The sequence below is a fragment of the Pseudomonas sp. C2B4 genome, assembly GCF_013359695.1.
Taxonomy (GTDB): Bacteria; Pseudomonadota; Gammaproteobacteria; order Pseudomonadales; family Pseudomonadaceae; genus Aquipseudomonas.
Genome location: NZ_JABFMU010000033.1, coordinates 42,803 through 65,883, shown reverse-complemented (window position 1 = coordinate 65,883; position 23,081 = coordinate 42,803). Strand labels below are relative to the sequence as shown.

Here is a 23,081-nt window from a genome sequence, read left to right as displayed (position 1 = left end):
GGCGTGCCGGTTCGATTCCGGCTTCGGGCACCATGAATATCAAGGGCTTGCATGAGATACCTCATGCAAGCCCTTTTTTGTTGCAGCGTCATTCCCAGCTGGCGCGCAATGGGCCTGGCAAAAACACAGTAGCGGGTGGCAGAGTCACTGGCCGGCGACGATCCGTCCGGCCCTGGGAAATGGGAGTGATGTAGATGAAGCAGGGACCCCGGTCGATCCCCACCTGTGCAAACCGCTGAAACCCACGGGTGGCGTGGGCTCAGATCGAGGAAGAGATGGTTGCTTCAACGCTCCATGACATAAGTGCCAGGAGCGGGGCAAAGGGGCGGGTATTTGCGTGAGCCGAGCTTCTTCGGCGCCGGCAGGTGTTCGCCCGAGCGCTGCCCGATCCATTCGCGCCAATGCGGCCACCAGCTGCCTTGCTGGCGCTCCCCGGCGTTTTGCAGCCAGGCTTGCGGGGTCTCATCGGCGGCAGGCGCCGCGTAATAGAACGATTTGGGATTGCCCGGCGGATTCACCAGGCTCTGCAGGTGGCCGGCGTTGGACAGCACGTAGGTTGCGTCTTCGCCAAACAGTCGGGCGGTGCCGTAGCAGCCCTGCCAGGGGGTGATGTGGTCGGTGGTGCCGCCAACCACATAGGCTCCCACCTTCACCTGGGTCATGTCGATCGACTCGCCGGCAATCTCCATTGAGCCCGGGTTGCTGTAGGGGTTCTGCTGGATCAGGTCGAGGTAGTCCGCGTGCAGCTGGGCAGGTAGACGCGTGGTGTCGTTGTTCCAGGCCAAAATGTCGAAGGCCGGCGGCTTATTGCCCAGCAGGTAGTTGTTGACCCAGTAATTCCAGATCAGGTCGTTGGGCCGCATCCAGGCGAACATGCGGGCCATGTCCTGGCCGCTCAGCACGCCCTTGCGCCGGGAGCTGGCCTTGGCCGCGCGCAGGGCGGAGGGGGTGGTGAACAGCCCCAGGGTGGTGTCGTCCAGCGCCGAGGGCATGTCGAGTACGCACACGGCCCAGCTGGTGTTGGCCACCTTATGGCCTTCGCCACGGGCCGCCAGCCAGCCCAGGTAGGCCGCCAGGGTGATGCCGCCCGAGCAGGAGCCCCACATGTTCACATCCGGGCTACCGGTGATCCTGCGCGCCACGTCCACCGCCTGGTCGAGGCACAGGGCGTAATCGGACAAGCCCCAGTCGCGGTGCTCGCGGGTGGGGTTGCGCCAGCTGATGACGAAGAGGTTTACGCCGCTGTCCTGGATCCACTTGATCAGGCTTTTCTCCGGCGAAAGGTCGATGGCGTAGTACTTGTTGATCTGCGGTGGCGACATCACCAAAGGTCGGGCATAGACCTTCTCGGTGGTGGGCGCGAACTGCAGCAACTCGAACATCTCGTTGCGAAACACCACTTCGCCCTTGGCCGTGGCGATGTTTTCCCCCACCGTGAACGGTGTGCTGTCGACCTGCCTCGGCAGCCCACGGTTGTTCAGTACATCCTGGCCGAATTGGCGGATACCCCTGGCCAGGCTCATGCCACCGGTGTCCACCAGCTTGCGCAGCGCCGCGGGATTGGTCAGCGGTGAGTTGCTCGGTGCCATTGCATCCGCCAGGAGCGCTGCGACGAACCGCGCCCGGCTCTTTTCCAGCGGGGCAAGGTCGGTGGACTCGATGAAGCGGGTCAACTCACTTTGACCGGCCAGGTAGCTCTGCAGCAGTGCGCGCAGGAAGGCGTTGGATTGCCAGGCCGGATCGGCGAAGCGCTTGTCCTTCGGGTCCGGCGCGACGCTGGAGTTGCCGCCGACAATGCCGCGCAGCGCCTTCAGGTAGCCACCCAGATGAGCGCCAGCCTTGAGCGGCGACTTGCCCACGGCCTTGAGCAGGTAGCCGGCCGAGCTGGCCAGGTCCGCCGCCCGCATGCTGACCAGCGGATTGCCTGCCAGGGTCTGGTTGGCGGCCGTGCCGATCAGCTCTTGTTGCTGAGTGTTGTCCGGGAGATCGACATCCTTGCGAGCACGACGCTTTCGGCCGGTCGCCTGGGGGCGTTGGGTAGGGGTTGCGGTCTCGCTCGTTCGGGTGGTTCTGCTCATGGCGGCTCTCGTGGTTCCGGGCGCTGTGTTGTTATGCACCGACTCTAGGGCAGCAGCAGCTACAGCCACCTCGCATCGCACGACAGCGATTTTTCATTTCATGACAAGGGCAATTGGGCCGACGAGTTGAATCGGTGGCCTGCGGGACAGTCAGCGGCCACTTGGAGGGGGAATCGGGATAGGTATGTTTAGAATCGAACCTGCATGCTTTGTGATTGCATTCGATCTGGAGCGGACCAACCGCACATCACTGACAGGCCGTGCTGACGGCCTTCTCGGCGCGCTGGATTTCCTGCTTGACGTCCGTTGTGATTCGCTGCTCTTTGAGCTGTTGCCCAAGGAAAGGTTGATCGCCTCGCGATTTCACTTCTGCGTCCGTTGCGGCGACCTGTGCTTGTACGGTGGCGGAGTGTTCCGAAATGACCGTTTCCACTTCTTCCTTGGTTTTAGCGGTATCCAGTGCATTGATGAGTTTGCCTACTTCAGCCTTTTCCGCTTCGGCGTAGTCTTCGACAGACAAGCCGGCGGCCATGGCCCGTGCCTGGATTTCTATGGTCTTGAGATGCTCCTGAGCGACCTTGCACAGTTCTTCCTGACGCCGGTTTTTACTGGCCTCCCACGTGCTTAAACCGTACGTCAGGCCGCCCACCAGTGTCGCGACGACAGCAATCCCAATAAATCCGCCTTTCACGTTCACGTTCTCTTAAAAGGAATGATCTTCGATTCTGATTTAGAGTGGAAAGACTAGCCCAGGATGGAAGAGAAAGGTTGCCAACTCAATCGCAGGCAAGCAAACGATCCAGACCAAAGGGTACAAGAAAGCATAGGCCGCAGACGCGCGCCCGGCATTCAAGGACTGCGCAGAGCGCGGAGAAGGGAAAGGTGTTGAGCGCCTGACGAGTGGAAAAATCAAAAGCCCGGCGCTGGATGCCGGGCTTTTTTGATGCGCAGTTTCTGCTGGGGTCGAGTCATCCGCCATTGTCCGGTTCAGCCTTGCGCCGATCGCTGCCGTTGGGGTTTCCGCTATTGATCAGCCTCCTTTCCAGCAGAATATTTTGCAACGCCTCGCGGTCTGCCGGTTCCAGTTGGTGCTCTCGCTCCTTGAGTTCGAGCAGGATCGGGCTGGACCACTGGCGATAGGTTTGTTCGGCACTACGTATGGATGACATTGCTTCCTCCTTGATCAGGCTCCTGCCAATAAAGGCGCCGCAGTTCGATACGCAAGAGACCCTAGTCGAGGAAGTCGATTGTCGCCAATGCAGTACGTCGGCGCTCAATCCACTGTGTTCCAGATACCCGTCGCCGCTGTGCGGCGGACATAATCCGAAAAGTCTTTCGCAGGTCGTCCAAGGGCACGTTGCACGCCATCAGCCAGTGGCGTGTTACGCCCGTCGAGCACGGTGGTGAACAGATACAACACCAGGTCGATCAGCCCGGACGGCAATTGTTCCTGCACTAGCGCGTCACGATAGGCATCTGGCGGCACCGCGACGAAACCGATATTGCGATTTGTCGCATCGGCGATTTCGGCAACGGCTTCGGCAAAGGTGAGTGCGCGCGGCCCGGTCAACTCATAGAGCTGGCCAGAGTGCCCGGGTCGGGTCAGTGCGGCGACGGCGATTTCGGCGATGTCCTCCACGTCGATAAACGGCTCGGCGATGTTGCCGACGGGCAACGCCAGTTCTCCCTGCAGGACCGGTTCGAGAAAGTGCGCTTCGCTGAAGTTCTGGCAGAACCAGCTGGCTCGCAGGATGGTCCAGTCGACACCACTGTTCTGCACCACGCGTTCGGCCTGTTGCGCCTCTATCTCTCCACGCCCGGACAACAGCACCAACTGGCCGACACCGGCTTTCACCGCCTGGTCGGTGAAGGCCTGGATTGTCTCAAGGGCGCCAGGCACCGCGAGGTCCGGCTGGAAGGAGATGTACGCGGCGTGGACGCCATCCAGAGCAGCGGCCCAGGTCGTCCGGTCTTCCCAGTCGAAAGGCGGGTTGGCCCCACGGGAACCGAGGCGAACGTTCTGTCCGGCCGCTTCGAGACGTTGAGCAATGCGGCGTCCGGTCTTGCCCGTGGCGCCAAGAATCAGAACGGTCTGCGGGTTGCTGTTCATCGCGTTCATCTCCATTGGTAATGTGAGTGATGCTCACGTTTAAAAGATGATAGACCCTCATGTTTTGTCGTCAATCAACGGAATGTAGAACCCGACGTACGGCCACGGCCTATTGGGCGCCGACGCGCAGTGCTAAGGTGAGTGAAAGTCATGTTTTAGTTCGGGAAGTGCGGCCGTGCGCAAGAAGTCTAGCGAAGTGTTTGAACAGCCTGTTCCAGAGCCGATTCGGCGCCATCCCACGCAACAACGCAGCCGCGAACGCCAGGAACGCATCCTCGCAGTGGCGACAGAATTGATCGCAACCAAGGGCAGTGATCAGCTCAAGATGAGTGAAATTGCCGAGCGGTGCGACATTTCCATCGGATCGCTGTATCAGTACTTCCCTGATAAAAGCTCGGTCATTCGCACCCTGGCCGAACGCTACAACGCCGAAAGCCGCTGCTGCATCGAAGCGGCGCTCAGGGCGGTAGAGGATGTATCAGGACTGCAAGCTGCCTATACGGACTTGCTCGATCAGTATTACGAGCTTGTACTGGCGACCCCGGCGATGCGTGATATCTGGTCAGGCATGCAGGCCGACAAGCACCTGTTGGCGCTGGAGCTGGAAGAGAGCCGCGTGGCCGGTGGGTTGTTGGCCGAAACCATGCTGCGGGTTTATCCCCATAGCGATGCGCGACAGGTGCGGGAGTCCGCGTTTCTGGTCTGGCATCTGGGCGAGGCGACCATGCGCCTGGCGATCTCTTGCGCGCCTGAGGAAGGGCGTGGATTGGTCGAGGCCTTCAAGCGCATGTCGCTGCGCGAGATCCTGCAGCCAGCGGGCATGAACGCAACGACGCAATAACAACAATGCCTTGGCAAAATCAGGCGGCTGGATCGAATCCACTCGACTCAGCCGCCGAAGCTGTCGCCTATACGAAAGGTTGGCCGGTAAAACCACGGGGCAGCCTTTGCAGGCCGGGCAGGGCGGTCAGGCGCTCGGTCCAGGACTGACGCCAGTCAGCGGCGGTTTGGCTGGCCTTGGCTTTGCGTGCGGCGCGGCGCGCGGCGTTGCGTTGGGCTTTGCGCGCCTCTTTGTAGGCATCGGTGTTGCGGCAGCTCCTGCATTTGACCCGGTTGAGTTCGCGGGTCGAGGTGAGGTTGTTGCCTTTGTGACCGCAGGCCAGGTGCCCGCTGACTTTGAAGTGAGTAACCATTGGGACGTCTCCTCGTGACGTGTGATCGTTGGACCCCACGTGGCGGGTGACATTCGTTGCGTGTCTTGGCGCAAAAAAAATCCCAGCGCAGGGCCGGGTTGGGGGAGAAGCGTGAAATGAGCGGGCAGGCATTCACTCGGTGACGAAAATGTCGCCGATCATGCCTGCGATGTCAGGCCGTATCTTCGCATCGACTGTCCGGATCGACTCATCTGAACCGTGGCAGCGGTGGGTCGACAGGTTTGAGTGACGACAAGGTATTGCGGATCAGCGGCGTATCCTTCTCGATGTCGTTCAAGCGATCGCGAATCCTGAGGGCCGTCGGATGTCCGCCTTGATGGTCGACCCAGTCGGCGATTTCCTTGCACGCCGCAGCCAGGCGAACCTGACGGGAATCGAGCAGGGTGAGCAGGGTGGTGATGGACTCTTTTTCGGACATGGGAACACCTCCGTTGAAGACACCTGGCAGGGCAGTAAAAAGCCCGCAGGGTGCGAGCTTTCTACCGATGGGGCGCTGATCCTTCAGCTCTTTTCAGTATAGACCCGTAAAAAGCACGTCAAGGTTCATCAGCCTTGGCGGGCCGCTACTTGTGACCTGGCATTCAGCTGCCAACAGATGCGTTGGGCGTCTTCTTCAAGTTCATAGCCGTCGCCGATGAAGCCGTTGGTACGGGTATCGGCGATGCGGTACCAGACGGCGGCTTCAGGGGGTGGGTGACCGGTTTCTCCGGCCCTTCGGCCATGAATGATGATCTTGTTGCAACGCCTCACGACGAAAATGTCTTCCATGGCTTCACCGCAGCTGATTCGTGTACAGATCAACTATAGAAGTCATTTGTAATCGTGCAAAAAATAGACAGGTCAATTCGTCGGCTCAGAGGCCAGTTTCTCCAGCAGCATCGCCAGGCCGACCTCTTCGGCACGCAAACCTTTTCGCGTTCGCGGCCTGGGCATCTCGGCCAGCGCGCCGAGCAGAAAACCCTCCAGCACTGCCGGGTGGATGTAGCACTTGCGGCACACCGCCGGGGTATTGCCCAACTGTCGGGCGACGTTTTTAACCATCTCCACGACGTGTCGTTTCGCTTCGGACTCCGGCTGCCACTGCAATTTACGCAACACCGCCAGTGCCAGGGCGCTGCCGGCCCAGGTGCGGTAATCCTTGGCGGTAAAGTCGGCGCCGGTCAGTGTTTGCAGGTAGGCGTTGACGTCGGCGGACGTGATGCTATGTCGCTCACCGTCCTCGTCCAGGTATTGAAAGAGGTTTTGCCCGGGGATCTCCTGGCAACGCTTGATGATCCGCGCCAGGCGCCGATCCTTCACGGTGATCTGATGTTCGACGCCGCTCTTGCCGCGAAACTGGAACAGGATCGCACTGCCGTTGATCTCAACGTGGCGGTTGCGCAAGGTAGTCAGGCCGTAAGAACGATTGTCCCGCGCGTATTGAGTGTTGCCGACCCGGATCAGCGTGGCATCGAGCAAGGTGATGACGGTGGCCATGACCTTGTCCCGGCTGAAGCCCGGCGCGGCCAGCAGCGCTTCCAGTTGCTTGCGCAGTTTCGGCAGCGCCAGGCCGAAATCCCGTAGCCGTGAATACTTGTCGCTGTCGCGCACTTCCCGCCAGCGCGGGTGATAGCGGTATTGCTTGCGACCCCGTGCGTCGCGGCCGGTGGCTTGCAGATGGCCGCGCGGATCGGCGCAGATCCACACATCGGTGTAGGCCGGTGGCACCGCGAGCGAATTGATGCGCTGAATCTCGTCCGGATCGGTGATGCGTTGCCCGGCCGGGTCGAAATAGCAGAACTGGCCGCGTCGTTTCTTGCGGCTGATACCGGGCTGAGTGTCATCGACATAATGCAGGTCGGGCGGCAGCGCGTCGGGCATGGCGATTGTCCTGAGCGAAGAATCCGGGGTCGTTACAGCCATTGACCCCACGGCGGCCCAGTCGTGCCAGCGCCGTTATACCTGCACGGCTAGGCCAATACCGCCACCGCCTTGATCTGCGCCCAGAGCTGCTGGCCGGGATGCACGTTCAACTGGTCGCGGGAGTAACGGGTGATACGCGCCAATAGTGGTGTGCCCGCCGCATCCAGCCGCACCAGCACGTGGGCGGCGTTGTCGGCCCCCATTTCGCTGACCACGGTGACGGGCAGGCGATTGAGGATGCTGCTGTGTTCGGCGTTGTGCAGGCTCAGGCTCACATCTCGCGCCTGAACCTTGCAGCGCAATGCCTGGCCCGGCGCCATCGGCGTGTGCGCCACACGAATGTTCAGCGCCGTGTCGGGAAGGTCCAGGGTCAGTAACTGGTAATCGGCGTCATAGCGGCTGACACGTCCTTCAATGACCACGCCGGCGTCATCGCCCAGCGCCAGCGGCAAGTCGAGGCGGGCCAGGGTTTGACCGATGGGGCCGCTGGCCAGTGCCTTGCCGTTGCTGAGCAGAACGATATGGTCGGCCAGTCGCGCCACTTCATCCTGAGAGTGACTGACGTACAGCACCGGGATGTCCAGTTCATCGTGCAGCCGTTGCAGGTAAGGCAGGATTTCGCTTTTGCGCCGGGCGTCCAGTGCGGCCAGCGGTTCATCCATCAACAGCAGTTTCGGACTGGTGAGCAGGGCGCGGGCGATGCCGATGCGTTGCCGCTCGCCACCCGACAGGTGCTGCGGATGGCGATCGAGCAGGTGGCCGATACCCAACAGTTCGGTGGCGTGGGCCATATCGACCCGGCGCTGGTGTTTCGCGATTCTTTTCAGGCCGAATTCCAGGTTGGCCAACACCGACAGATGGGGAAACAGGCTCGCTTCCTGAAACACGTAACCCAGGGCGCGTTTGTGCGGCGCGACGAAAATCTTCTTGTCGCTGTCCTGCCAGACTTCATCGTTGACCTGGACAAAGCCCTGATCGGCCCGTTCCAGGCCCGCGATGCAACGCAGGCACGTGGTCTTTCCCGAGCCGGAGTGACCGTAAAGCGCCGAGACGCCGCGGCCGGGCAACTGCCAGTCGACATCCAGGGCAAACCCCGGGTAACTCAGCTTGAGGCGCGTTTGAATCATCGATCAGCTCCAGCCGGCTTTGGTTTTTCGGCTGGAGTAAAGCGCCAGCAATACCGCAAAGGAGAACACCAGCATCGCCCCGGCCAGCCAATGGGCCTGGGCGTATTCCATGGCTTCGACGTGATCGTAGATCTGCACCGAAACCACGCGGGTCTTGTCGGGGATGTTGCCGCCAATCATCAGCACCACACCGAATTCGCCGACGGTATGGGCGAAGCCCAGGATGGCCGCGGTGATGAAACCGGGGCGAGCCAGGGGCAGGGTGACACTGAAAAAGGTGTCCCAGGGATTGGCGCGCAAGGTTGCGGCCACTTCCAGTGGGCGAGTGCCAATGGCGGAAAAAGCGTTTTGCAGCGGCTGGACCACGAACGGCATCGAGTACAGCACCGAGCCGATGACCAACCCGGCAAAACTGAAGGTGAGGGTGCCGAGCCCCAGTGACTGGGTGAAGTGGCCGACAAACCCGTTGGGGCCGAGCGCCAGCAACAGATAAAAACCAATCACCGTGGGCGGCAGCACCAGGGGCAGGGCGACGATCGCCCCGACCGGGCCGCGCAGCCAGGATTGGGTGCGCGACAGCCACAATGCCAACGGAGTGCCGACCAGCAACAGGATGACGGTCGTCAGGGACGCCAGTTTCAGGGTCAGCCAGATAGCGGAAAAATCGGCACTCGTGAGCGACATTTAGAGTTGGTAACCGTAGGACTTGATGACAGCAGCGGCTTTCGGGCCCTTGAGGTAATCAACCAGTGCCTTGGCAGCCGGGTTGTCCTTGCCCTTGTTGAGAATCACCGCGTCTTGTTTGATCGGGTCGTGCAGGTTGGCTGGAACGATCCAGGCCGAACCGCTGGTGACTTTGCCGTCTTTATAGATCTGCGACAAGGCGACGAAGCCCAATTCGGCATTGCCGGTGGACACGAACTGGTAGGCCTGGGTGATGTTCTGGCCTTCAACGATCTTGTCCTTGACCTTGTCGGTCAGGCCTTGCTTGGCCAGCACCTGGGTCGCGGCCAGGCCATAAGGCGCGGCTTTCGGGTTGGCGATGGACAGGTGTTGGTACTGGTTGTCGCTCAGCACTTTGCCCTGGGCATCGACGTAGCCTTCCTTGGCCGACCACAGCGCCAGGGTGCCGACAGCGTAGGTAAAGCGCGAGCCCTTGACCGTGTCACCTTCCTTCTCCAGTTTTTCCGGGGTGGTGTCGTCCGCCGAGAGGAACACTTCGAACGGCGCGCCATTCTTGATCTGGGTGTAGAACTGGCCGGTCGCACCGAACGAAGTCACCAGTTTGTGGCCGGTGTCTTTTTCGAAATCGGCGGCAATCGCCTGGATCGGTGCGGTGAAGTTGGCGGCGACCGCCACCTGGACTTCATCCGCCTGGGCGGAGCCAAAGGCGAACACAGCGATCAGGGTCGCCAGGCAGGTGGGGGCAAAACGTGAGGCACGCAGGGTCATGAAACGGCTCCGTTGCAGGCAAATGTTATGAGGGGGTCAATCGCTATGTATTTAAATATATAGCGAAATGCCTGCAAACGGAATGTATTGAATCAGGCGTACATTGATCGTTGGTTCAAGCACTGAGTTGTGAGGCGCGCACTTCCCTGTGGCGAGGGGATTTATCCCCGTTGGGGCGCGTAGCGCCCCCGCTTTTCAAGCCTGCCTTCAACTTGCGTCTGCTGCGCAGTCGAACGGGGCGATGCGACGTTTCGCTAAATTCCCTCGCCACAGGGAAATCCTCCTCCCCAGTATTTTCGCTTGTTCAACGTCGAAGTAATTTCGCCAACCCTTCCTCCGCCAATCGCCGGGTCAGTTCCGCCGTCGTCAATTCAACCCCCAGAGTGAACGCCTGTCCGGCCCAGAGGTTGCTGAAGTCGGCTTCACCTTTGGCCCGCAACGGCATGAGGGCGCCACCCGCGAGGGGGAAGGCCGGTGCCTTGGCGTTCATCGGTCCGAGCTCGCGCATCACCCGATTGAGAATCCCCCGCGCAGGGCGCCCGGTGAACAGGTTGGTGACCGCTGTCTCGCTTTCCTTCGCGGTGCGCAGTGCCTTGTGATGCGAGGCACTGACCTTGGCCTCGGGGGTAAACAGATACGCCGTGCCCACCTGTACCGCTGATGCACCCAGCATGAACGCCGCCGCAACACCCCGTGCATCGGCAATGCCTCCAGCAGCAATCACCGGCACCTTCACCGCGTCGACAATCTGTGGCACCAACGCGAACGTGCCGACCTGACTGCTCAGGTCACCGCTCAGAAACATCCCGCGGTGTCCGCCCGCTTCGTACCCCATGGCGATGATCGCATCGCAACCATGCTGCTCAAGCCATACCGCCTCTTCGACCGTGGTCGCCGAAGACAGCACTTTCGCCCCGGTGGCCTTTACCCGGTCCAGCAGGGATTTTTCCGGCAGGCCAAAGTGGAAACTCACAACTTCCGGGCGAAATGCCTCGATCACTTCGCAGCCCGCGGCATCGAACGGTGCACGGTTGGACACCGGTGTCGGCGCATCGAAGTCGACACCCAGTTCCCGGTAATAGGGTTCCAGCAGTTGCTTCCACGCTTGCGCGCGTTGCTCGTCGACCGGCGGTGGTTGATGGCAGAAGAAATTAACGTTGATCGGGCGCTGAGTGTGTTGACGGATGACCTTCAACTCGTCGCGCAATTGCTCGATGCTCAGCATGGCCGCTGGCATCGAACCCAGGCCGCCGGCGTTGCTCGCGGCGATGACCATGGAAGCGTTGGTGGCGCCAGCCATGGGGGCCTGAATGATCGGCAGTTCGATCCCGAGCAGGTCAAGAATGCGGGTGTCTGGCCATTGGCTCATTTTGCGTGTTCTCCGACGGTGAGACCGGGCAGGGTATGTCAGGATTTGTAGCATGACTGACCCAGGGCCAGTCATGTTTTGTTTAGCGCCCCGGTCATTTCATGAATTGGCTTAAAGTCGTGTACGGGATTTTTTTGCGATGTGGTATTTAAATCACATCACAACAAGTGAAACCACCGGAGGCAGTCATGTTTCAAGGCATTTTGATCGACAAAGACGACAGCGGTTACCGAGCCACCCTGCAAGAGATCAATGACGATCAACTGCCCGAGGGCGATGTGACGGTACGTGTGGCGTATAGCACGTTGAACTTCAAGGATGGCCTGGCGATCACGGGCAGCAGCCCGGTGGTGCGCAAATTCCCGATGGTGCCGGGGATCGATCTGGCGGGGACCGTCGAAACCAGCGGGCATCCAGACTACAAGGTCGGCGACCACGTCCTGCTCAACGGCTGGGGTGTCGGCGAAGGGCATTGGGGCGGCCTGGCGCAGAAAGCGCGTTTGAATGGCGACTGGCTGATTCCGCTGCCCAAGGCATTCACCGCGGCGCAAGCCATGGCCATTGGCACCGCCGGGTATACGGCGATGCTGTGCATCCTGGCGCTGGAACATAACGGCGTGACACCTGATCAAGGCGAGATACTGGTCACTGGCGCCAATGGCGGCGTGGGCAGTTTCGCTATCGCACTGCTGAGCAAACTGGGTTATCGGGTGGTCGCTTCCACGGGGCGCACTTCAGAGCATGACTACCTCAAACAATTAGGTGCCAGCGAAATCATTGATCGCGCCACATTGTCGGAGCCGGGCAAGCCCTTGGCCAAGGAGCGCTGGGCGGCGGTTATCGACTCGGTCGGCAGTCACACCCTGGCCAACGCGTGCGCCAGCACCAAGGCCAACGGCACCGTCGCCGCCTGTGGCCTGGCCCAGGGCATGGATTTCCCGGGCTCCGTCGCACCGTTCATCTTGCGCGGCGTGACCCTGGCCGGCATCAACAGCGTGACGCAACCCAAAGCCAAGCGTGTGGAGGCATGGGGTCGATTGGCGCGGGATCTGAATTTCAATCTGTTGCCATTGATCAGCCATGAGATCGGCTTGAGTGAAGCGATCGACGCCGCTCCGCGTCTGCTGGCTGGGCAGTTGCGCGGGCGGGTGGTGGTGGATGTGAATCGCTAAATAAGGAGTGCACTGGACCCCTGTAGGAGCAAGGCTTGCCCGCGATGCTTTTGGCGGCCTCAAAGACCCCATCGCGGGCAAGCCTTGCTCCTACAGGGATTAGTTAGTGCTTTCTCGATCAAGCAACTGCCGTTTCCTCTCCACCCCCCAGCGATACCCCGACAGATTGCCATCGCTGCGCACCACGCGGTGGCAGGGGATGGCTACCGCCAGGCTGTTCGCGCCGCAGGCTTGTGCCACGGCGCGAACCGCTTTTGGTGCGCCGATGCGTTGGGCGATATCCGCGTAGCTGGCGGTGCTGCCCGCCGGAATCTCCCGCAAGGCTTGCCAGACCCGCTCCTGAAACGCCGTACCGCGCACATCCAGCGGCAAGTCCAGGCCCAGGGCCGGGGCTTCGATAAACCCCACGACCCTGGCGATCAACTGTTCGAACGCCGAGTCGGCGCCGATCAGATTGGCCCGGCGAAACTTGTCCTGCAGATCGCAGACCAGTTGCTGCGGATCATCACCCAGCAGGATCGCGCACACGCCGCGCTCACTTTGCGCCACCAGAATCGCTCCCAGGGAACACTGGCCCACGGCAAAGCGGATGTCGTTGTTCTGGCCGCCGGCGCGGTAATCGGTGGGTTTCATGCCCAGCACCTGATCGGCCGCCTCATAAAAGCGGCCGTTGGAGTTGAAGCCGGCATCGTACAACGCCTCTGTGATTGAGCCGCCATCCGCCAGTCGCTCACGTACCCGGCGTGAACGATGGGCCGCAGCGTAACCTTTGGGCGTCAGGCCAGTGACAGCCTTGAACACCCGATGGAAGTGGAAACTGCTCAGGCCTGCGGCCTGGGCCAGTTCGCCCAGTGCAGGAAGTTCATCGGCGGTTTCGATATGGCGGCACGCCGCAGCCACGGTGGCGGCATGTTGAGCGGCCCTGTCGCTTTGATCTTTCGCCGCGCGTTTACTTGGACGATAACCCGCCGCTTGCGCCTGCTCGGCGGTGTCGAAGAACTCGACATTCTGCGGTTTGGGCAAGCGCGCCAGGCTGCTGGGATTGCAATAGATCCCGGTGGTTTTCACGGCATAGACAAACTGCCCGTCGGCCTGGGGATCGCGGGCGACAACAGCGGCCCAGCGTGGATCGTTTTCGGTGCTGATTTTTGTCGATTGGCTTGTCATGGCTTTACATCCGTTGACCCGTTTGCCGCAGATTAACCAGCCGCCGATGCGCCCGCACTCCGACGCTTGCGGTCAAATTCCGGGGCGTCATCCTGCACGACGAAACGTGAAGTTGATCCGTTGTTCGCCCAGGCAGGCGTGCTGGCCGTCCTTGATCGGCAGGACGCCGTGATATCGCAAGCGATCCACACCGCCCCAGACCACGATGTCGCCATGCAGCAGTGGCACCCGCTGGCTTTTCTCGCTGCGGGTGAAGCCGCCGAACAGAAACATGGCCGGCAGCCCCAGTGACACCGAAACGATAGGCGCTGCGTAGGACTTTTCGTCTTTGTCCTGATGCAATGACATTTTCGCTCCGGGGACATAGCGGTTGATCAGGCAGGAGTCCGGCACAAAATCGGTGAATCCGGCTTCCCGCGCCGCCGCTTGCGCCAACTGGAAAAACACCTCGGGCATGTCGGGCCAGGGTCGGCCGGTTTGCGGATCGTCGCGAGTGTAGCGATAACCGCTGCGGTCGGTGGTCCAGCCCCAGGTGCCACAGCTGCTCAGGGCAACCGACATGATAAAACCGCCCGGCGTAACCATTTGCCGAAAGGGCGCGGCCGCCAGCACCGTCTCCAGCGCCGGCAGCAAACGGTCCAGCCAGGGCAGGGCAAAGCCTCTCAAGACGCAGGATTGTTCGCCGATCCGGTCGCGCCGGGGTTGTTGCTCGGGCTCCGCGTCGGTGAACAGATCCAGGGTGGTCGGGTTCATGTTGTTCATGTCGCATCGTGAAAGATGATGCCAAGGGTATGCCGTTTTCCGCTGTGCAGGCGACTGACGCCGTGGCGCAGGGTCACCCGGTAGTAGCCGCGCACGCCTTTGACCGGACGCTGGTTGACCGCGAAGATCAAGCCGTCACCTTTTTTCAGGTCCATGACTTGCGGTCGGGACTGCATGCGCGGTCGCTGCTCGGTCAACACGAACTCACCGCCGGTGAAATCCTCTCCTGGCTCTGACAGAAGAATCGCCACTTGCAGCGGGAACACGTGTTCGCCGTACAAATCCTGATGCAAACAGTTGTAGTCCTGCGGCCCATATTGCAGCAACAGGGGTGTCGGACGTTGCTGACCGGCGGCATGACAACGCTCGAGAAAAACTTCATGTCTGTCAGGAAAACGAGTCGGCAATCCCATCTGCTCATGCCAGCGATTGGCAATCGGCACCAGTCGTGGGTACAGCGCGCCGCGCAGTCGGGCCACAAGCTCCGGCAACGGATATCGGAAGTACTTGTACTCGCCACGGCCAAAGCCGTGACGGGCCATGATGACCTGCGAGCGAAAGGGGTCGGATTGAGCGTACAAGGCGCTGATTTCATCGCACGCCTTGTGGCTCAGCAGCGACCGGATGACCGCACAGCCGTCCTGGTCGAGTTGCTGTTCCAGCGACGCCCAATCGAGCTTGTCCAGGTATCGCTCGCTCATGGACTGGCCTCTCGATCCCGCGCAATACTGGCGAAAGGAATGACACGCGTGCAACAGGTGGGCATTGCTCTGACTCCTTGACCCAAGGGTAAAGTGGCCAGTCTAGGGCGCGCCGAGGATGCGGACACTCCGGCGCTTGCGGTCGAATTTCATTGCCTGGGTGACGTTACAGCGCTTTGCTGACGCTGATGTCGCTGATGACGTCGTCGCCCTGGCCGTGCAGCGCATCCAGTGCGGCCTTCGCCTCTTCCTCGGTGCCGTTTTCCAGCTGGGCGAATTCGAAGCGGCGTTCGCCGTTCAGCTTGTATTTGATGACGTATTTGGTTGTCTGGGCCACGTTGATACCTGTGTGTCTGCGTGCTGAAACGTCACTCAGCTCAGTTTCGAGCTGGAGCGGCGAATGATCTTGATCGAGTGGGTCAGGGTCGGTTTGCGGGTCACGCTGATCGCTCGACGGTTGACTGTGTCGATGGTGATGTTCCAGAAGCCGGTGCTCGGTGCCGTGATGCGCGCCGGGAAGGTGTCGAATGCGCCGCCGTGGTAGGTGTGGCGACCGCCGTTCTTGAAACTGCGGAAGTTGGCGTCGTTCATCAAACGGATGTTGCACGTCTGCGAGCATTGAATGACGACGATGTCGTCTTCGTTGAGGTGCTCGCGCTGGTGAATAAATTTCATGGGCGCCTCCAGAAGGGCTTTTTCTACAAAATCAGAACGATAGCAAGGGTCGATTGGCGCGCAGTTTATCAGCCCCGAGGCTTTATTATCCGGCTGTCGTGGCTCGCTTTGGCAATTAAAAACGGCTTTTGGGGATTTGAAGAGCGATAAAATGCAGTGGCCCCCGGAGAAAAACCGTATCTGCGCGGTCGGAGGGTCTTTATCGGAGGTTTTGTATGAAGTGGGGTGTCTGGGGCCTGCCATTGGCATTGGCGATAAGTGGTTGCGCAAGCGTTTCGGACATCAACGAGTCGCTGCCCACCATGAACGTGATTTCCGGCAAGAACCCCCAAGAGTACGCGCAATGCCTGAGCGAGAAACTTGCCGACAGCCGCGGTGCCTTGCAGATCGAGCACCAGAAAGACGGCGTGCGGGTGATCGTGCCGCTGAAACTGTCATCGGGGCCGGCGGCGGTGTTCGATATTGAAGAGCGCTCCGGCGGCAGCGGCATCAAGCTCCATGAACGGATCTCCAACGTGCCGGTGCGGCCCTGGGATGTACGCAATGCCGCGACGGCGTGCATTTCCGGCTGATAGACTGGCGCTACTTAACACCTGTGCCGTCAAAGCAACGCTTTGGCGGCATTGTCATTTCTGGAGTCTGGCATGAAGCGAGAGCAGGTACGGGAACGCCACGCAGAGGGGCAAATCTGCGCCACCCATGTGATTCAAAATCCGGCGAATCTTGGCGAATGGATCGTATTTTTCAAGAAAAGCGCCGGACGCAGTTACTTCCTGGTGGACGACAACGACGAAGTCGAATCCTTCGCGCGCCTCGACGACCTGATTGAGACCTTGCGTAGCCTGGGCATCAAGTTCGCCGAAATCCAAATGTAGGGCAGGGCGCCTTACTTGCAGATCACCACTACGCTGCGGTTTTTGTAATTGCCGACGTCGACCCCCAGGGTCTTGTCGCTTTCTTCGGGCGCCGGCGTGCCATCGGTGCCAACGATGCGGTATCCGGTGCCGGCACAGGAGGCATCGGCCTTTTCATAACAGGCCGCCCATGAATTGGCTTCCCCGGAGCAATCGATGGCCAGGCCTTGCTCGCCGTTGTTCAGGTAAGTGGTTTCGGACGTCGCGCAGCCACTCAGGGCCAATACCGCCATCAGGGGTAAAAATTTCGTCATGTCGTTGTCGTCGTCATAGGGGTGGGCAAGGGCTGTGACAGCGCCACGGGCAAAAGGTTATAGCGAAAGGCCACTTTTCGTAAACGCTCAGAAAAAAGCCCTGCGCAAGGCAGGGCTTTGGGCGTGTCAGTTCTTGTCTTTACCGCGTCGCTTGGGTTCCGGGTGTTCCAACTCCAGCACCGACGCCACTTCGATCGCCATGGCTTCGGTCGGAAAAGGGCCGACGATATTTTCGCCGCCCGCGTTGCCTATCCACCACTGGCCGTCTTTTGCCTTGTTGATCAGGTACCCGTTGACGCTTTTTGCTGCCGACATCTAGCTGCCTCGTTGGCTGGTTCAATTGCGCCATGATAGCGCCAAATAACCTGGCGGGTGTCGAAGGATGCAGGGTGGTGTGATTGTTTGTCAGCAGACATCGCGTGCAAATCGGGCGGTCTCTGCTATCACTTACAGGTTGCCGAAGGACGAACACCACCTCTTGCGGAACTATCGGCAAGAATATTTCTCTATGATGGCATCGGTTAGCCAGCGCGGGGCATTGTAAGGTGCACGCCGCCTGATTAGACTGCGCCGAAACTCGTACACACAGCCCTTTCAAGGACTTATATGATCAAGAAATGCTTGTTCCCAGCAGCCGGTTACGGTACTCGCTTCCTGCCAGCGACTAAGGCCATGCCCAAGGAAATGCTGCCGGTGGTAAACAAGCCACTGATCCAGTACGGCGTCGAAGAAGCACTGGACGCTGGTTTGAACGAAATCTCCATCGTTACCGGCCGTGGTAAACGCGCCCTGGAAGACCATTTCGACATCAGCTACGAGCTGGAAAACCAGATCAAAGGCACCGACAAGGAAAAGTACCTGGTCGGCATCCGCAAACTGCTGGATGAGTGCTCGTTCTCCTACACCCGCCAGACTGAAATGAAAGGCCTGGGCCACGCGATCCTGACCGGCCGTCCGCTGATCGGCGACGAACCGTTCGCCGTGGTGCTGGCGGACGACCTGTGCGTCAACCTGGAAGGCGACGGCGTACTGACCCAGATGGTCAAGCTGTATAAGCAGTTCCGCTGCTCGATCGTGGCCATCCAGGAAGTCGATCCACAAGAGACCAACAAGTACGGCGTGATCGCTGGCGAAATGATCCGCGACGACATCTACCGCGTTCACAGCATGGTCGAAAAACCAAAACCGGAAGATGCGCCGTCGAACCTGGCCATCATCGGTCGCTACATCCTGACCCCGGACATCTTCGACCTGATCGAACAGACCGAGCCAGGCAAGGGCGGTGAAATCCAGATCACCGACGCCCTGATGAAACAGGCCCAGAACGGCTGCGTAATGGCCTACAAGTTCAAGGGCAAGCGTTTCGACTGCGGCGGTGCCGAAGGCTACATCGACGCGACCAACTTCTGCTTCGAGAACTTCTACAAGACGGGCAAGGCTTACTGATAGCGCGCTGCTTGTTTGTATTGAAAAGCCACCTTCGGGTGGCTTTTTCATTTGCGGTGCTTGCCCATCGAGCGCCCGCGGGTATGCTGGTCACCTGCCGAGGAGATAGACAATGGCCCACGATTTTGACCTATATGTGATTGGCGCCGGTTCCGGCGGTGTGCGGGCGGCTCGATTTGCCGCAGGTTTTGGCGCGAAAGTCGCCGTGGCCGAGAGTCGCTATTTGGGCGGCACCTGCGTGAACGTCGGCTGTGTGCCGAAGAAATTGCTGGTCTACGGCGCGCACTTCGCCGAGGACTTCGAGCAGGCATCGGGTTTCGGCTGGAGCCTGGATGAAGCGCAGTTCGATTGGGCGACGCTGATCGCCAACAAGGACCGTGAGATCAATCGCCTCAATGGCATTTATCGCAACCTGCTGGTCAACAGCGGTGTGACCCTGCATGAAGGTCACGCCAAGATCGTCGACCCACATACCGTCGAGATCAACGGCGAGCGCTTCACCGCAAAAAACATTCTTATCGCCACCGGCGGCTGGCCGCAGATCCCGGAAATTCCGGGGCATGAGCACGCGATCAGTTCCAACCAGGCGTTCTTCCTCAAAGAGCTGCCCAAGCGGGTACTGGTAGTGGGCGGTGGCTACATCGCCGTCGAGTTCGCCGGGATTTTCCACGGCCTTGGCGCGCAAACGACGCTCCTGTATCGCGGTGAATTGTTCCTGCGGGGCTTCGACGGTTCGGTGCGCAAGCATCTGCAGGAAGAGCTGACCAAGCGCGGCATGGACCTGCAATTCAACGCCGATATCGAACGTATCGACAAGCAGGCCGATGGCAGCCTGAAAGTGACCCTCAAGGACGGCCGCCAGTTGGAGGCCGACTGCGTGTTCTATGCCACGGGGCGGCGTCCGATGCTGGACAATCTCGGGTTGGAAAACACCGGGGTAAAGCTCGACAAGAAGGGGTTTGTCGAGGTCGACGATCAGTATCAAACCGCCGAACCGTCGATCCTGGCGCTGGGCGATGTGATCGGGCGCGTTCAACTGACGCCGGTGGCGCTGGCTGAAGGCATGGCGGTGGCGCGGCGTCTGTTCAAGCCGGAGCAGTATCGTCCGGTGGATTACAAGATGATCCCGACCGCGGTGTTCAGCCTGCCAAACATCGGTACCGTCGGTTTGACGGAGGAGGAGGCGCGCGACGCTGGGCACGAGGTGGTGATCTACGAAAGCCGCTTCCGGCCGATGAAGCTGACCCTGACCGAATGCCAGGAGCGCACGCTGATGAAGCTGGTAGTGGATGCCAAGACCGACAAGGTCCTGGGGTGTCACATGGTCGGGCCGGAGGCTGGCGAAATCGTCCAGGGCCTGGCCATCGCTTTGAAGGCGGGCGCGACCAAGCGCGACTTCGACGAAACCATCGGCGTGCATCCGACGGCTGCCGAGGAGTTCGTCACCATGCGTACGCCGGTCGCCGGGTAATCATCCGTAGTGGGAGTGACCTTGCTCGCTAAAGCGTTGGATCAGTCAGCCGGGATGCTGACCGTGATGGACTCTTCGCGAGCAGGCTCGCTCCCACAGGGATTTGCGTGGCTCAAACATGCGTGTTCCGCCACCGTCCATTGTGGGGATGAGCCTGCTCGCTAAAGCGTTGGATCAGTCAGTCGGGATGCTGACCGTGATGGACTCCTCGCGAGCAGGTTCGCTCCCACAGGGATTTGCGTGGCTCATGACATGTGTGTGACGGCACGGTCCATTGTGGGAGCGAGCCTGCTCGCGAAAAACGTCTGGACGACGCGATCATTCAGGCAGAGCGCGTTATCGTTGACGCCCATCGCGAGCCTGCTCGCTCCTTTTGTTCTGATGCAGGCTTTCTTCAAGTTCCGCCTGGGCCTTGGTCAGTTCAATTTCCAGCGCCTTGTTGGTTTGCGTCTGCTCCTCGACATTCTGTTTGAGCGACTGACTTTCCAGTAGCGCGACGCGCAAGCGTTCCTGGAGGAGGGTGCGTTCGCCGTCAACCCGCGTCGCTTGTTCCAGCAGCTGATCCTGGCGGCTGTTGCTTTGCTTGAGTTGCTCCTGCATCAAGCTCAGCTCGCGCAACGTGCCGCGGTTTTCGGTCAGCAAGCGTTCGTTGTCGCGGTGCAACTGGGTGATTTCATCCTGGCGTACCAGTGCGCTTTGCTGCGCCTGGCGCAACTCCATCTGCAACTGCTGCACCTGGCTTTCATGGCGACTGTGTTCCTGCTCGCGCTGCTCCTTGACGGCATTGCGGTAGTGCTCCAGCGCATCTCGCGCATGCAGGTGTTTCTCCTCCAGCGAGCGGATCTGCTCGTCCTTGTCTTGCAAGCGTAATTCGAAATCGGCCAGCGCCTGATTCAACCCGGCATTGCGGGTTTGTTCGGACTGCAGCAGGGCGCGGGTTTCCTGCAATGCCTCCGACTCCTGGGTCAGGGCCAGGCTCTGAATCTCGTACTGCTGATGCAGTTCGGTGTTGGCTTCCCGGGCTTCTTCCAGCTGCGTCTCCAACCCTTTACGTTGCGACTCGAACTGTTCGCGGGCCTGATCGATCGGCGCCTGCCCCTGTTCCTTCAAGCGTTGCGCCAATCGCGCAACCAGTGCCAGCAGCTCATCGTCGATGGGCTCGGCAGGTGCTGCTTGCGCTGCTTGAGGGTTCTCCCCCAATTCTTTCAGGTACCGATGAATCGTGGTTTTCGAGCCGGTATTGCCCATTTCGATGCGTATCGCATCGATGCTGGGGTTCTCGCCTCGGGCGAGGATCGCCAAACGCGCAGCCTGTACTACTGCCTTATTTACACCGCCACGGGCCATGACTGCTCCTACGATTTCGTGATGTGGTACGTATTACGTAAATACACATTGTACCATCCAAAAACTAAAGTTAAATACAGTATGTTAATGACACGGGATATACTGGTATTACCCCATGTGAGACACCGAAAACCGGTTTAGTGCCCGTGAATGCGGTACATATTCGAGAGTGACCCCATGACCGAGCTGGACCGTTACCTTCAAGCCGCCACCCGCGACAACACCCGCCGCAGCTATCGCGCGGCCATCGAACACTTCGAAGTGACCTGGGGTGGCTTCCTGCCGGCCACCAGCGACAGCGTGGCGCGTTATCTGGTTGCCCATGCCGGCGTGCTCTCGATCAACACCTTGAAGCTGCGATTGTCGGCGCTGGCGCAATGGCACAACAGCCAGGGCTTTGCCGACCCGACGAAAGCACCGGTGGTGCGCAAGGTGTTCAAGGGCATACGTGCGTTGCATCCGGCCCAGGAGAAGCAGGCCGAGCCGTTGCAGCTTCAGCATCTGGAGCAGGTGATAGATTCGCTGGAGCGAGAGGCGCAAACCGCCTTGAGTCAGGGTGACCGACCGGGACTGCTGCGCGCCAGACGCGACACCGCGCTGATTCTGCTGGGGTTCTGGCGCGGATTCCGTAGCGATGAGTTGTGCCGTTTGCAGGTTGATCACGTACAGGCCAATGCCGGTTCAGGCATCACCCTGTACTTGCCGCGCAGCAAGAGTGACCGCGACAACCTCGGCAAGACTTACCAGACACCGGCCTTGCAGCGGTTATGCCCGGTGCAGGCGTACATCAACTGGATTACAGAAGCCGCTTTGGTGCGCGGACCGGTTTTTCGCGGCATCGATCGTTGGGGGCATGTGAGCGAAGAGGGCCTGCACGCCAACAGCGTGATTCCATTGCTGCGGCAGGCGCTCGAACGTGCAGGAATTGCAGCCGAACACTACACCAGTCACTCCCTGCGCCGCGGCTTTGCCTCGTGGGCGCATCAGAGCGGCTGGGATCTGAAATCATTGATGAGCTACGTGGGCTGGAAGGACATGAAGTCCGCCATGCGCTACATCGAAGCCAGTCCGTTTCTCGGCATGACGCGCCTCGCGGAGAAACCTTTGTAGGAGCGAGCCTGCTCGCGATGGACTTGTGAGGGCGTCGCGTACTTACAGGAAGCACGCGTTATCGTTAGCGTCCATCGCGAGCAGGCTCGCTCCTACAGCGTGTGTAGAGATCGTTTTCTTCTATTAATACCTCTGGCTAATAGCGAAAGCCAATCAGCAGCATCAGGTTTGCCAATGAGCCATCCGTTCGTCGAGTGGGTAAAGTTCTCTCCATCAACTTCTTAACCCCTGACGGAGAGTCAACGATGCCTATCATCAACAGCCAAGTTAAACCGTTCAAAGCTACCGCCTACAAAAACGGCGACTTCGTACAAGTGTCGGACGCTGACCTGAAAGGCAAGTGGTCCGTCGTGTTCTTCTACCCAGCCGACTTCACCTTCGTTTGCCCAACCGAGCTGGAAGACCTGGCCGACAACTACGACGCATTCCAGAAGCTGGGCGTCGAGATCTACAGCGTTTCCACCGACACTCACTTCGCTCACGCTGCCTGGCACAACACCTCGCCAGCCATCGGCAAAATCCAGTACACCATGATCGGCGACCCGACTCACGTGATCTCCCGCAACTTCGACGTGCTGATCGAGGAAGCCGGTCTGGCTGACCGTGGCACCTTCGTGATCAACCCGGAAGGCCAGATCAAAATCGTCGAGCTGAACGACGGCGGTGTAGGCCGTGACGCTTCCGAGCTGCTGCGCAAAATCAAGGCTGCCCAGTACGTCGCTGCTCACCCAGGCCAGGTTTGCCCTGCCAAGTGGAAAGAAGGCGAGGCCACTCTGGCTCCGTCCCTGGACCTGGTCGGCAAGATCTAAG

General features: G+C 60.0%; 28 protein-coding genes. 8 read left to right on the top strand and 20 right to left on the bottom strand.

Annotated elements, in window-relative coordinates; genetic code table 11:
• Positions 1-284: 284 nt before the first annotated feature.
• The 4 genes from HNQ83_RS19975 to HNQ83_RS19960 form a co-directional block, all read right to left on the bottom strand.
• Positions 285-2,078, bottom strand: coding sequence for an alpha/beta fold hydrolase (locus HNQ83_RS19975; protein ID WP_175390517.1), 1,794 nt, complete (start codon positions 2,076-2,078; stop codon positions 285-287).
• A 247-nt stretch (positions 2,079-2,325) separates the two neighbouring features.
• On the bottom strand, positions 2,326-2,769 hold the full coding sequence (locus tag HNQ83_RS19970) for a hypothetical protein (RefSeq protein ID WP_175390520.1): 444 nt from the start codon (positions 2,767-2,769) through the stop codon (positions 2,326-2,328).
• Positions 2,770-3,046: 277 nt separating this feature from the next.
• Positions 3,047-3,247 carry a hypothetical protein gene (locus tag HNQ83_RS19965; RefSeq protein ID WP_175390516.1) on the bottom strand — a complete coding sequence of 67 codons (201 nt, stop codon included), beginning with the start codon at positions 3,245-3,247 and terminating at the stop codon, positions 3,047-3,049.
• Between the two features lie 104 nt (positions 3,248-3,351).
• On the bottom strand, positions 3,352-4,188 hold the full coding sequence (locus tag HNQ83_RS19960; RefSeq protein WP_175390515.1) for an NAD(P)H-binding protein: 837 nt from the start codon (positions 4,186-4,188) through the stop codon (positions 3,352-3,354).
• A 175-nt stretch (positions 4,189-4,363) separates the two neighbouring features.
• Between HNQ83_RS19960 and HNQ83_RS19955 the strand changes: the two genes are divergently transcribed.
• Positions 4,364-5,029, top strand: a complete 666-nt coding sequence (locus HNQ83_RS19955) for a TetR family transcriptional regulator (RefSeq protein WP_175390514.1) — start codon at positions 4,364-4,366, stop codon at positions 5,027-5,029.
• 67 nt (positions 5,030-5,096) lie between these two features.
• On the opposite strand, the gene HNQ83_RS19950 is transcribed toward HNQ83_RS19955, so the two are convergent.
• The 8 genes from HNQ83_RS19950 to HNQ83_RS19915 form a co-directional block, all read right to left on the bottom strand.
• Positions 5,097-5,381, bottom strand: coding sequence for a hypothetical protein (locus HNQ83_RS19950; protein WP_175390513.1), 285 nt, complete (start codon positions 5,379-5,381; stop codon positions 5,097-5,099).
• Positions 5,382-5,589: 208 nt separating this feature from the next.
• A complete protein-coding gene (locus HNQ83_RS19945; RefSeq protein WP_008055683.1) occupies positions 5,590-5,820 on the bottom strand; it encodes a hypothetical protein in 231 nt (76 codons plus the stop codon).
• A gap of 128 nt (positions 5,821-5,948) precedes the next feature.
• Complete coding sequence (locus tag HNQ83_RS19940) at positions 5,949-6,170, bottom strand: hypothetical protein (protein WP_175390512.1); 222 nt, start codon at positions 6,168-6,170, stop codon at positions 5,949-5,951.
• Positions 6,171-6,242: 72 nt separating this feature from the next.
• Entirely contained in the window at positions 6,243-7,262 is a 1,020-nt protein-coding gene (locus tag HNQ83_RS19935; RefSeq protein ID WP_175390511.1) for a DNA topoisomerase IB, read from the bottom strand.
• A gap of 89 nt (positions 7,263-7,351) precedes the next feature.
• Positions 7,352-8,431, bottom strand: coding sequence for a molybdenum ABC transporter ATP-binding protein (modC, locus tag HNQ83_RS19930; protein WP_175390510.1), 1,080 nt, complete (start codon positions 8,429-8,431; stop codon positions 7,352-7,354).
• 3 nt (positions 8,432-8,434) lie between these two features.
• On the bottom strand, positions 8,435-9,115 hold the full coding sequence (modB, locus tag HNQ83_RS19925) for a molybdate ABC transporter permease subunit (RefSeq protein ID WP_175390509.1): 681 nt from the start codon (positions 9,113-9,115) through the stop codon (positions 8,435-8,437).
• On the bottom strand, positions 9,116-9,883 hold the full coding sequence (gene modA, locus HNQ83_RS19920; RefSeq protein ID WP_256669078.1) for a molybdate ABC transporter substrate-binding protein: 768 nt from the start codon (positions 9,881-9,883) through the stop codon (positions 9,116-9,118).
• Positions 9,884-10,187: 304 nt separating this feature from the next.
• Positions 10,188-11,252, bottom strand: coding sequence for a nitronate monooxygenase family protein (locus tag HNQ83_RS19915; protein ID WP_175390508.1), 1,065 nt, complete (start codon positions 11,250-11,252; stop codon positions 10,188-10,190).
• A 188-nt stretch (positions 11,253-11,440) separates the two neighbouring features.
• On the opposite strand from HNQ83_RS19915, the gene HNQ83_RS19910 reads away from it, so the two are divergent.
• Positions 11,441-12,424, top strand: a complete 984-nt coding sequence (locus tag HNQ83_RS19910) for an MDR family oxidoreductase (RefSeq protein ID WP_175390507.1) — start codon at positions 11,441-11,443, stop codon at positions 12,422-12,424.
• 99 nt (positions 12,425-12,523) lie between these two features.
• Here the strand turns inward: HNQ83_RS19910 and ada are convergent, their stop codons facing one another.
• The 5 genes from ada to HNQ83_RS19885 form a co-directional block, all read right to left on the bottom strand.
• The gene (gene ada, locus HNQ83_RS19905) at positions 12,524-13,591 is read right to left on the bottom strand and encodes a bifunctional DNA-binding transcriptional regulator/O6-methylguanine-DNA methyltransferase Ada (RefSeq protein ID WP_175390506.1); all 1,068 of its coding nucleotides are present in this window, start codon (positions 13,589-13,591) and stop codon (positions 12,524-12,526) included.
• Between the two features lie 87 nt (positions 13,592-13,678).
• Complete coding sequence (gene alkB / locus HNQ83_RS19900; protein ID WP_175390518.1) at positions 13,679-14,344, bottom strand: DNA oxidative demethylase AlkB; 666 nt, start codon at positions 14,342-14,344, stop codon at positions 13,679-13,681.
• 5 nt (positions 14,345-14,349) lie between these two features.
• Entirely contained in the window at positions 14,350-15,054 is a 705-nt protein-coding gene (locus HNQ83_RS19895; RefSeq protein ID WP_175390505.1) for a 2OG-Fe(II) oxygenase, read from the bottom strand.
• 166 nt (positions 15,055-15,220) lie between these two features.
• Complete coding sequence (locus tag HNQ83_RS19890; RefSeq protein WP_175390504.1) at positions 15,221-15,391, bottom strand: hypothetical protein; 171 nt, start codon at positions 15,389-15,391, stop codon at positions 15,221-15,223.
• Positions 15,392-15,426: 35 nt separating this feature from the next.
• Positions 15,427-15,729, bottom strand: coding sequence for a DUF1883 domain-containing protein (locus HNQ83_RS19885; protein WP_007958929.1), 303 nt, complete (start codon positions 15,727-15,729; stop codon positions 15,427-15,429).
• A gap of 215 nt (positions 15,730-15,944) precedes the next feature.
• On the opposite strand from HNQ83_RS19885, the gene HNQ83_RS19880 reads away from it, so the two are divergent.
• On the top strand, positions 15,945-16,301 hold the full coding sequence (locus HNQ83_RS19880) for a hypothetical protein (RefSeq protein WP_175390503.1): 357 nt from the start codon (positions 15,945-15,947) through the stop codon (positions 16,299-16,301).
• A gap of 72 nt (positions 16,302-16,373) precedes the next feature.
• Positions 16,374-16,604, top strand: a complete 231-nt coding sequence (locus tag HNQ83_RS19875) for a hypothetical protein (RefSeq protein ID WP_175390502.1) — start codon at positions 16,374-16,376, stop codon at positions 16,602-16,604.
• Between the two features lie 11 nt (positions 16,605-16,615).
• Here HNQ83_RS19875 and HNQ83_RS19870 read toward each other — a convergent pair whose 3' ends face one another.
• Positions 16,616-16,897: a hypothetical protein gene (locus HNQ83_RS19870; protein ID WP_175390501.1), complete on the bottom strand. Its 282-nt coding sequence runs from the start codon at positions 16,895-16,897 to the stop codon at positions 16,616-16,618.
• Positions 16,898-17,023: 126 nt separating this feature from the next.
• Entirely contained in the window at positions 17,024-17,212 is a 189-nt protein-coding gene (locus tag HNQ83_RS19865) for a hypothetical protein (protein WP_095194737.1), read from the bottom strand.
• A 291-nt stretch (positions 17,213-17,503) separates the two neighbouring features.
• On the opposite strand from HNQ83_RS19865, the gene galU reads away from it, so the two are divergent.
• Positions 17,504-18,343, top strand: a complete 840-nt coding sequence (galU, locus tag HNQ83_RS19860; protein WP_011061681.1) for a UTP--glucose-1-phosphate uridylyltransferase GalU — start codon at positions 17,504-17,506, stop codon at positions 18,341-18,343.
• A 112-nt stretch (positions 18,344-18,455) separates the two neighbouring features.
• On the top strand, positions 18,456-19,814 hold the full coding sequence (gene gorA / locus HNQ83_RS19855; RefSeq protein ID WP_175390500.1) for a glutathione-disulfide reductase: 1,359 nt from the start codon (positions 18,456-18,458) through the stop codon (positions 19,812-19,814).
• Between the two features lie 336 nt (positions 19,815-20,150).
• On the opposite strand, the gene HNQ83_RS19850 is transcribed toward gorA, so the two are convergent.
• On the bottom strand, positions 20,151-21,161 hold the full coding sequence (locus HNQ83_RS19850; RefSeq protein ID WP_175390499.1) for a DNA-binding protein: 1,011 nt from the start codon (positions 21,159-21,161) through the stop codon (positions 20,151-20,153).
• Between the two features lie 177 nt (positions 21,162-21,338).
• On the opposite strand from HNQ83_RS19850, the gene HNQ83_RS19845 reads away from it, so the two are divergent.
• Together HNQ83_RS19845 and ahpC are read left to right on the top strand one after the other, a co-directional pair.
• Positions 21,339-22,271, top strand: a complete 933-nt coding sequence (locus HNQ83_RS19845) for a site-specific integrase (protein ID WP_175390498.1) — start codon at positions 21,339-21,341, stop codon at positions 22,269-22,271.
• Between the two features lie 245 nt (positions 22,272-22,516).
• Positions 22,517-23,080, top strand: coding sequence for an alkyl hydroperoxide reductase subunit C (ahpC, locus tag HNQ83_RS19840; RefSeq protein WP_095194743.1), 564 nt, complete (start codon positions 22,517-22,519; stop codon positions 23,078-23,080).
• Position 23,081 lies beyond the last annotated feature (1 nt).

Bases quoted from the DNA above. Each gene is read 5' to 3' on its own strand.
- HNQ83_RS19975 (WP_175390517.1), bottom strand. From the start codon at position 2,078: ATGAGCAGAACCACCCGAACGAGCGAGACCGCAACCCCTACCCAACGC.
- HNQ83_RS19965 (WP_175390516.1), bottom strand. From the start codon at position 3,247: ATGTCATCCATACGTAGTGCCGAACAAACCTATCGCCAGTGGTCCAGC.
- HNQ83_RS19960 (WP_175390515.1), bottom strand. From the start codon at position 4,188: ATGAACAGCAACCCGCAGACCGTTCTGATTCTTGGCGCCACGGGCAAG.
- HNQ83_RS19950 (WP_175390513.1), bottom strand. From the start codon at position 5,381: ATGGTTACTCACTTCAAAGTCAGCGGGCACCTGGCCTGCGGTCACAAA.
- HNQ83_RS19945 (WP_008055683.1), bottom strand. From the start codon at position 5,820: ATGTCCGAAAAAGAGTCCATCACCACCCTGCTCACCCTGCTCGATTCC.
- HNQ83_RS19940 (WP_175390512.1), bottom strand. From the start codon at position 6,170: ATGGAAGACATTTTCGTCGTGAGGCGTTGCAACAAGATCATCATTCAT.
- HNQ83_RS19935 (WP_175390511.1), bottom strand. From the start codon at position 7,262: ATGCCCGACGCGCTGCCGCCCGACCTGCATTATGTCGATGACACTCAG.
- modC (WP_175390510.1), bottom strand. From the start codon at position 8,431: ATGATTCAAACGCGCCTCAAGCTGAGTTACCCGGGGTTTGCCCTGGAT.
- modB (WP_175390509.1), bottom strand. From the start codon at position 9,115: ATGTCGCTCACGAGTGCCGATTTTTCCGCTATCTGGCTGACCCTGAAA.
- modA (WP_256669078.1), bottom strand. From the start codon at position 9,883: ATGACCCTGCGTGCCTCACGTTTTGCCCCCACCTGCCTGGCGACCCTG.
- HNQ83_RS19915 (WP_175390508.1), bottom strand. From the start codon at position 11,252: ATGAGCCAATGGCCAGACACCCGCATTCTTGACCTGCTCGGGATCGAA.
- HNQ83_RS19910 (WP_175390507.1), top strand. From the start codon at position 11,441: ATGTTTCAAGGCATTTTGATCGACAAAGACGACAGCGGTTACCGAGCC.
- ada (WP_175390506.1), bottom strand. From the start codon at position 13,591: ATGACAAGCCAATCGACAAAAATCAGCACCGAAAACGATCCACGCTGG.
- alkB (WP_175390518.1), bottom strand. From the start codon at position 14,344: ATGAACCCGACCACCCTGGATCTGTTCACCGACGCGGAGCCCGAGCAA.
- HNQ83_RS19895 (WP_175390505.1), bottom strand. From the start codon at position 15,054: ATGAGCGAGCGATACCTGGACAAGCTCGATTGGGCGTCGCTGGAACAG.
- HNQ83_RS19885 (WP_007958929.1), bottom strand. From the start codon at position 15,729: ATGAAATTTATTCACCAGCGCGAGCACCTCAACGAAGACGACATCGTC.
- HNQ83_RS19880 (WP_175390503.1), top strand. From the start codon at position 15,945: ATGAAGTGGGGTGTCTGGGGCCTGCCATTGGCATTGGCGATAAGTGGT.
- HNQ83_RS19875 (WP_175390502.1), top strand. From the start codon at position 16,374: ATGAAGCGAGAGCAGGTACGGGAACGCCACGCAGAGGGGCAAATCTGC.
- HNQ83_RS19870 (WP_175390501.1), bottom strand. From the start codon at position 16,897: ATGACGAAATTTTTACCCCTGATGGCGGTATTGGCCCTGAGTGGCTGC.
- HNQ83_RS19865 (WP_095194737.1), bottom strand. From the start codon at position 17,212: ATGTCGGCAGCAAAAAGCGTCAACGGGTACCTGATCAACAAGGCAAAA.
- galU (WP_011061681.1), top strand. From the start codon at position 17,504: ATGATCAAGAAATGCTTGTTCCCAGCAGCCGGTTACGGTACTCGCTTC.
- gorA (WP_175390500.1), top strand. From the start codon at position 18,456: ATGGCCCACGATTTTGACCTATATGTGATTGGCGCCGGTTCCGGCGGT.
- HNQ83_RS19850 (WP_175390499.1), bottom strand. From the start codon at position 21,161: ATGGCCCGTGGCGGTGTAAATAAGGCAGTAGTACAGGCTGCGCGTTTG.
- HNQ83_RS19845 (WP_175390498.1), top strand. From the start codon at position 21,339: ATGACCGAGCTGGACCGTTACCTTCAAGCCGCCACCCGCGACAACACC.
- ahpC (WP_095194743.1), top strand. From the start codon at position 22,517: ATGCCTATCATCAACAGCCAAGTTAAACCGTTCAAAGCTACCGCCTAC.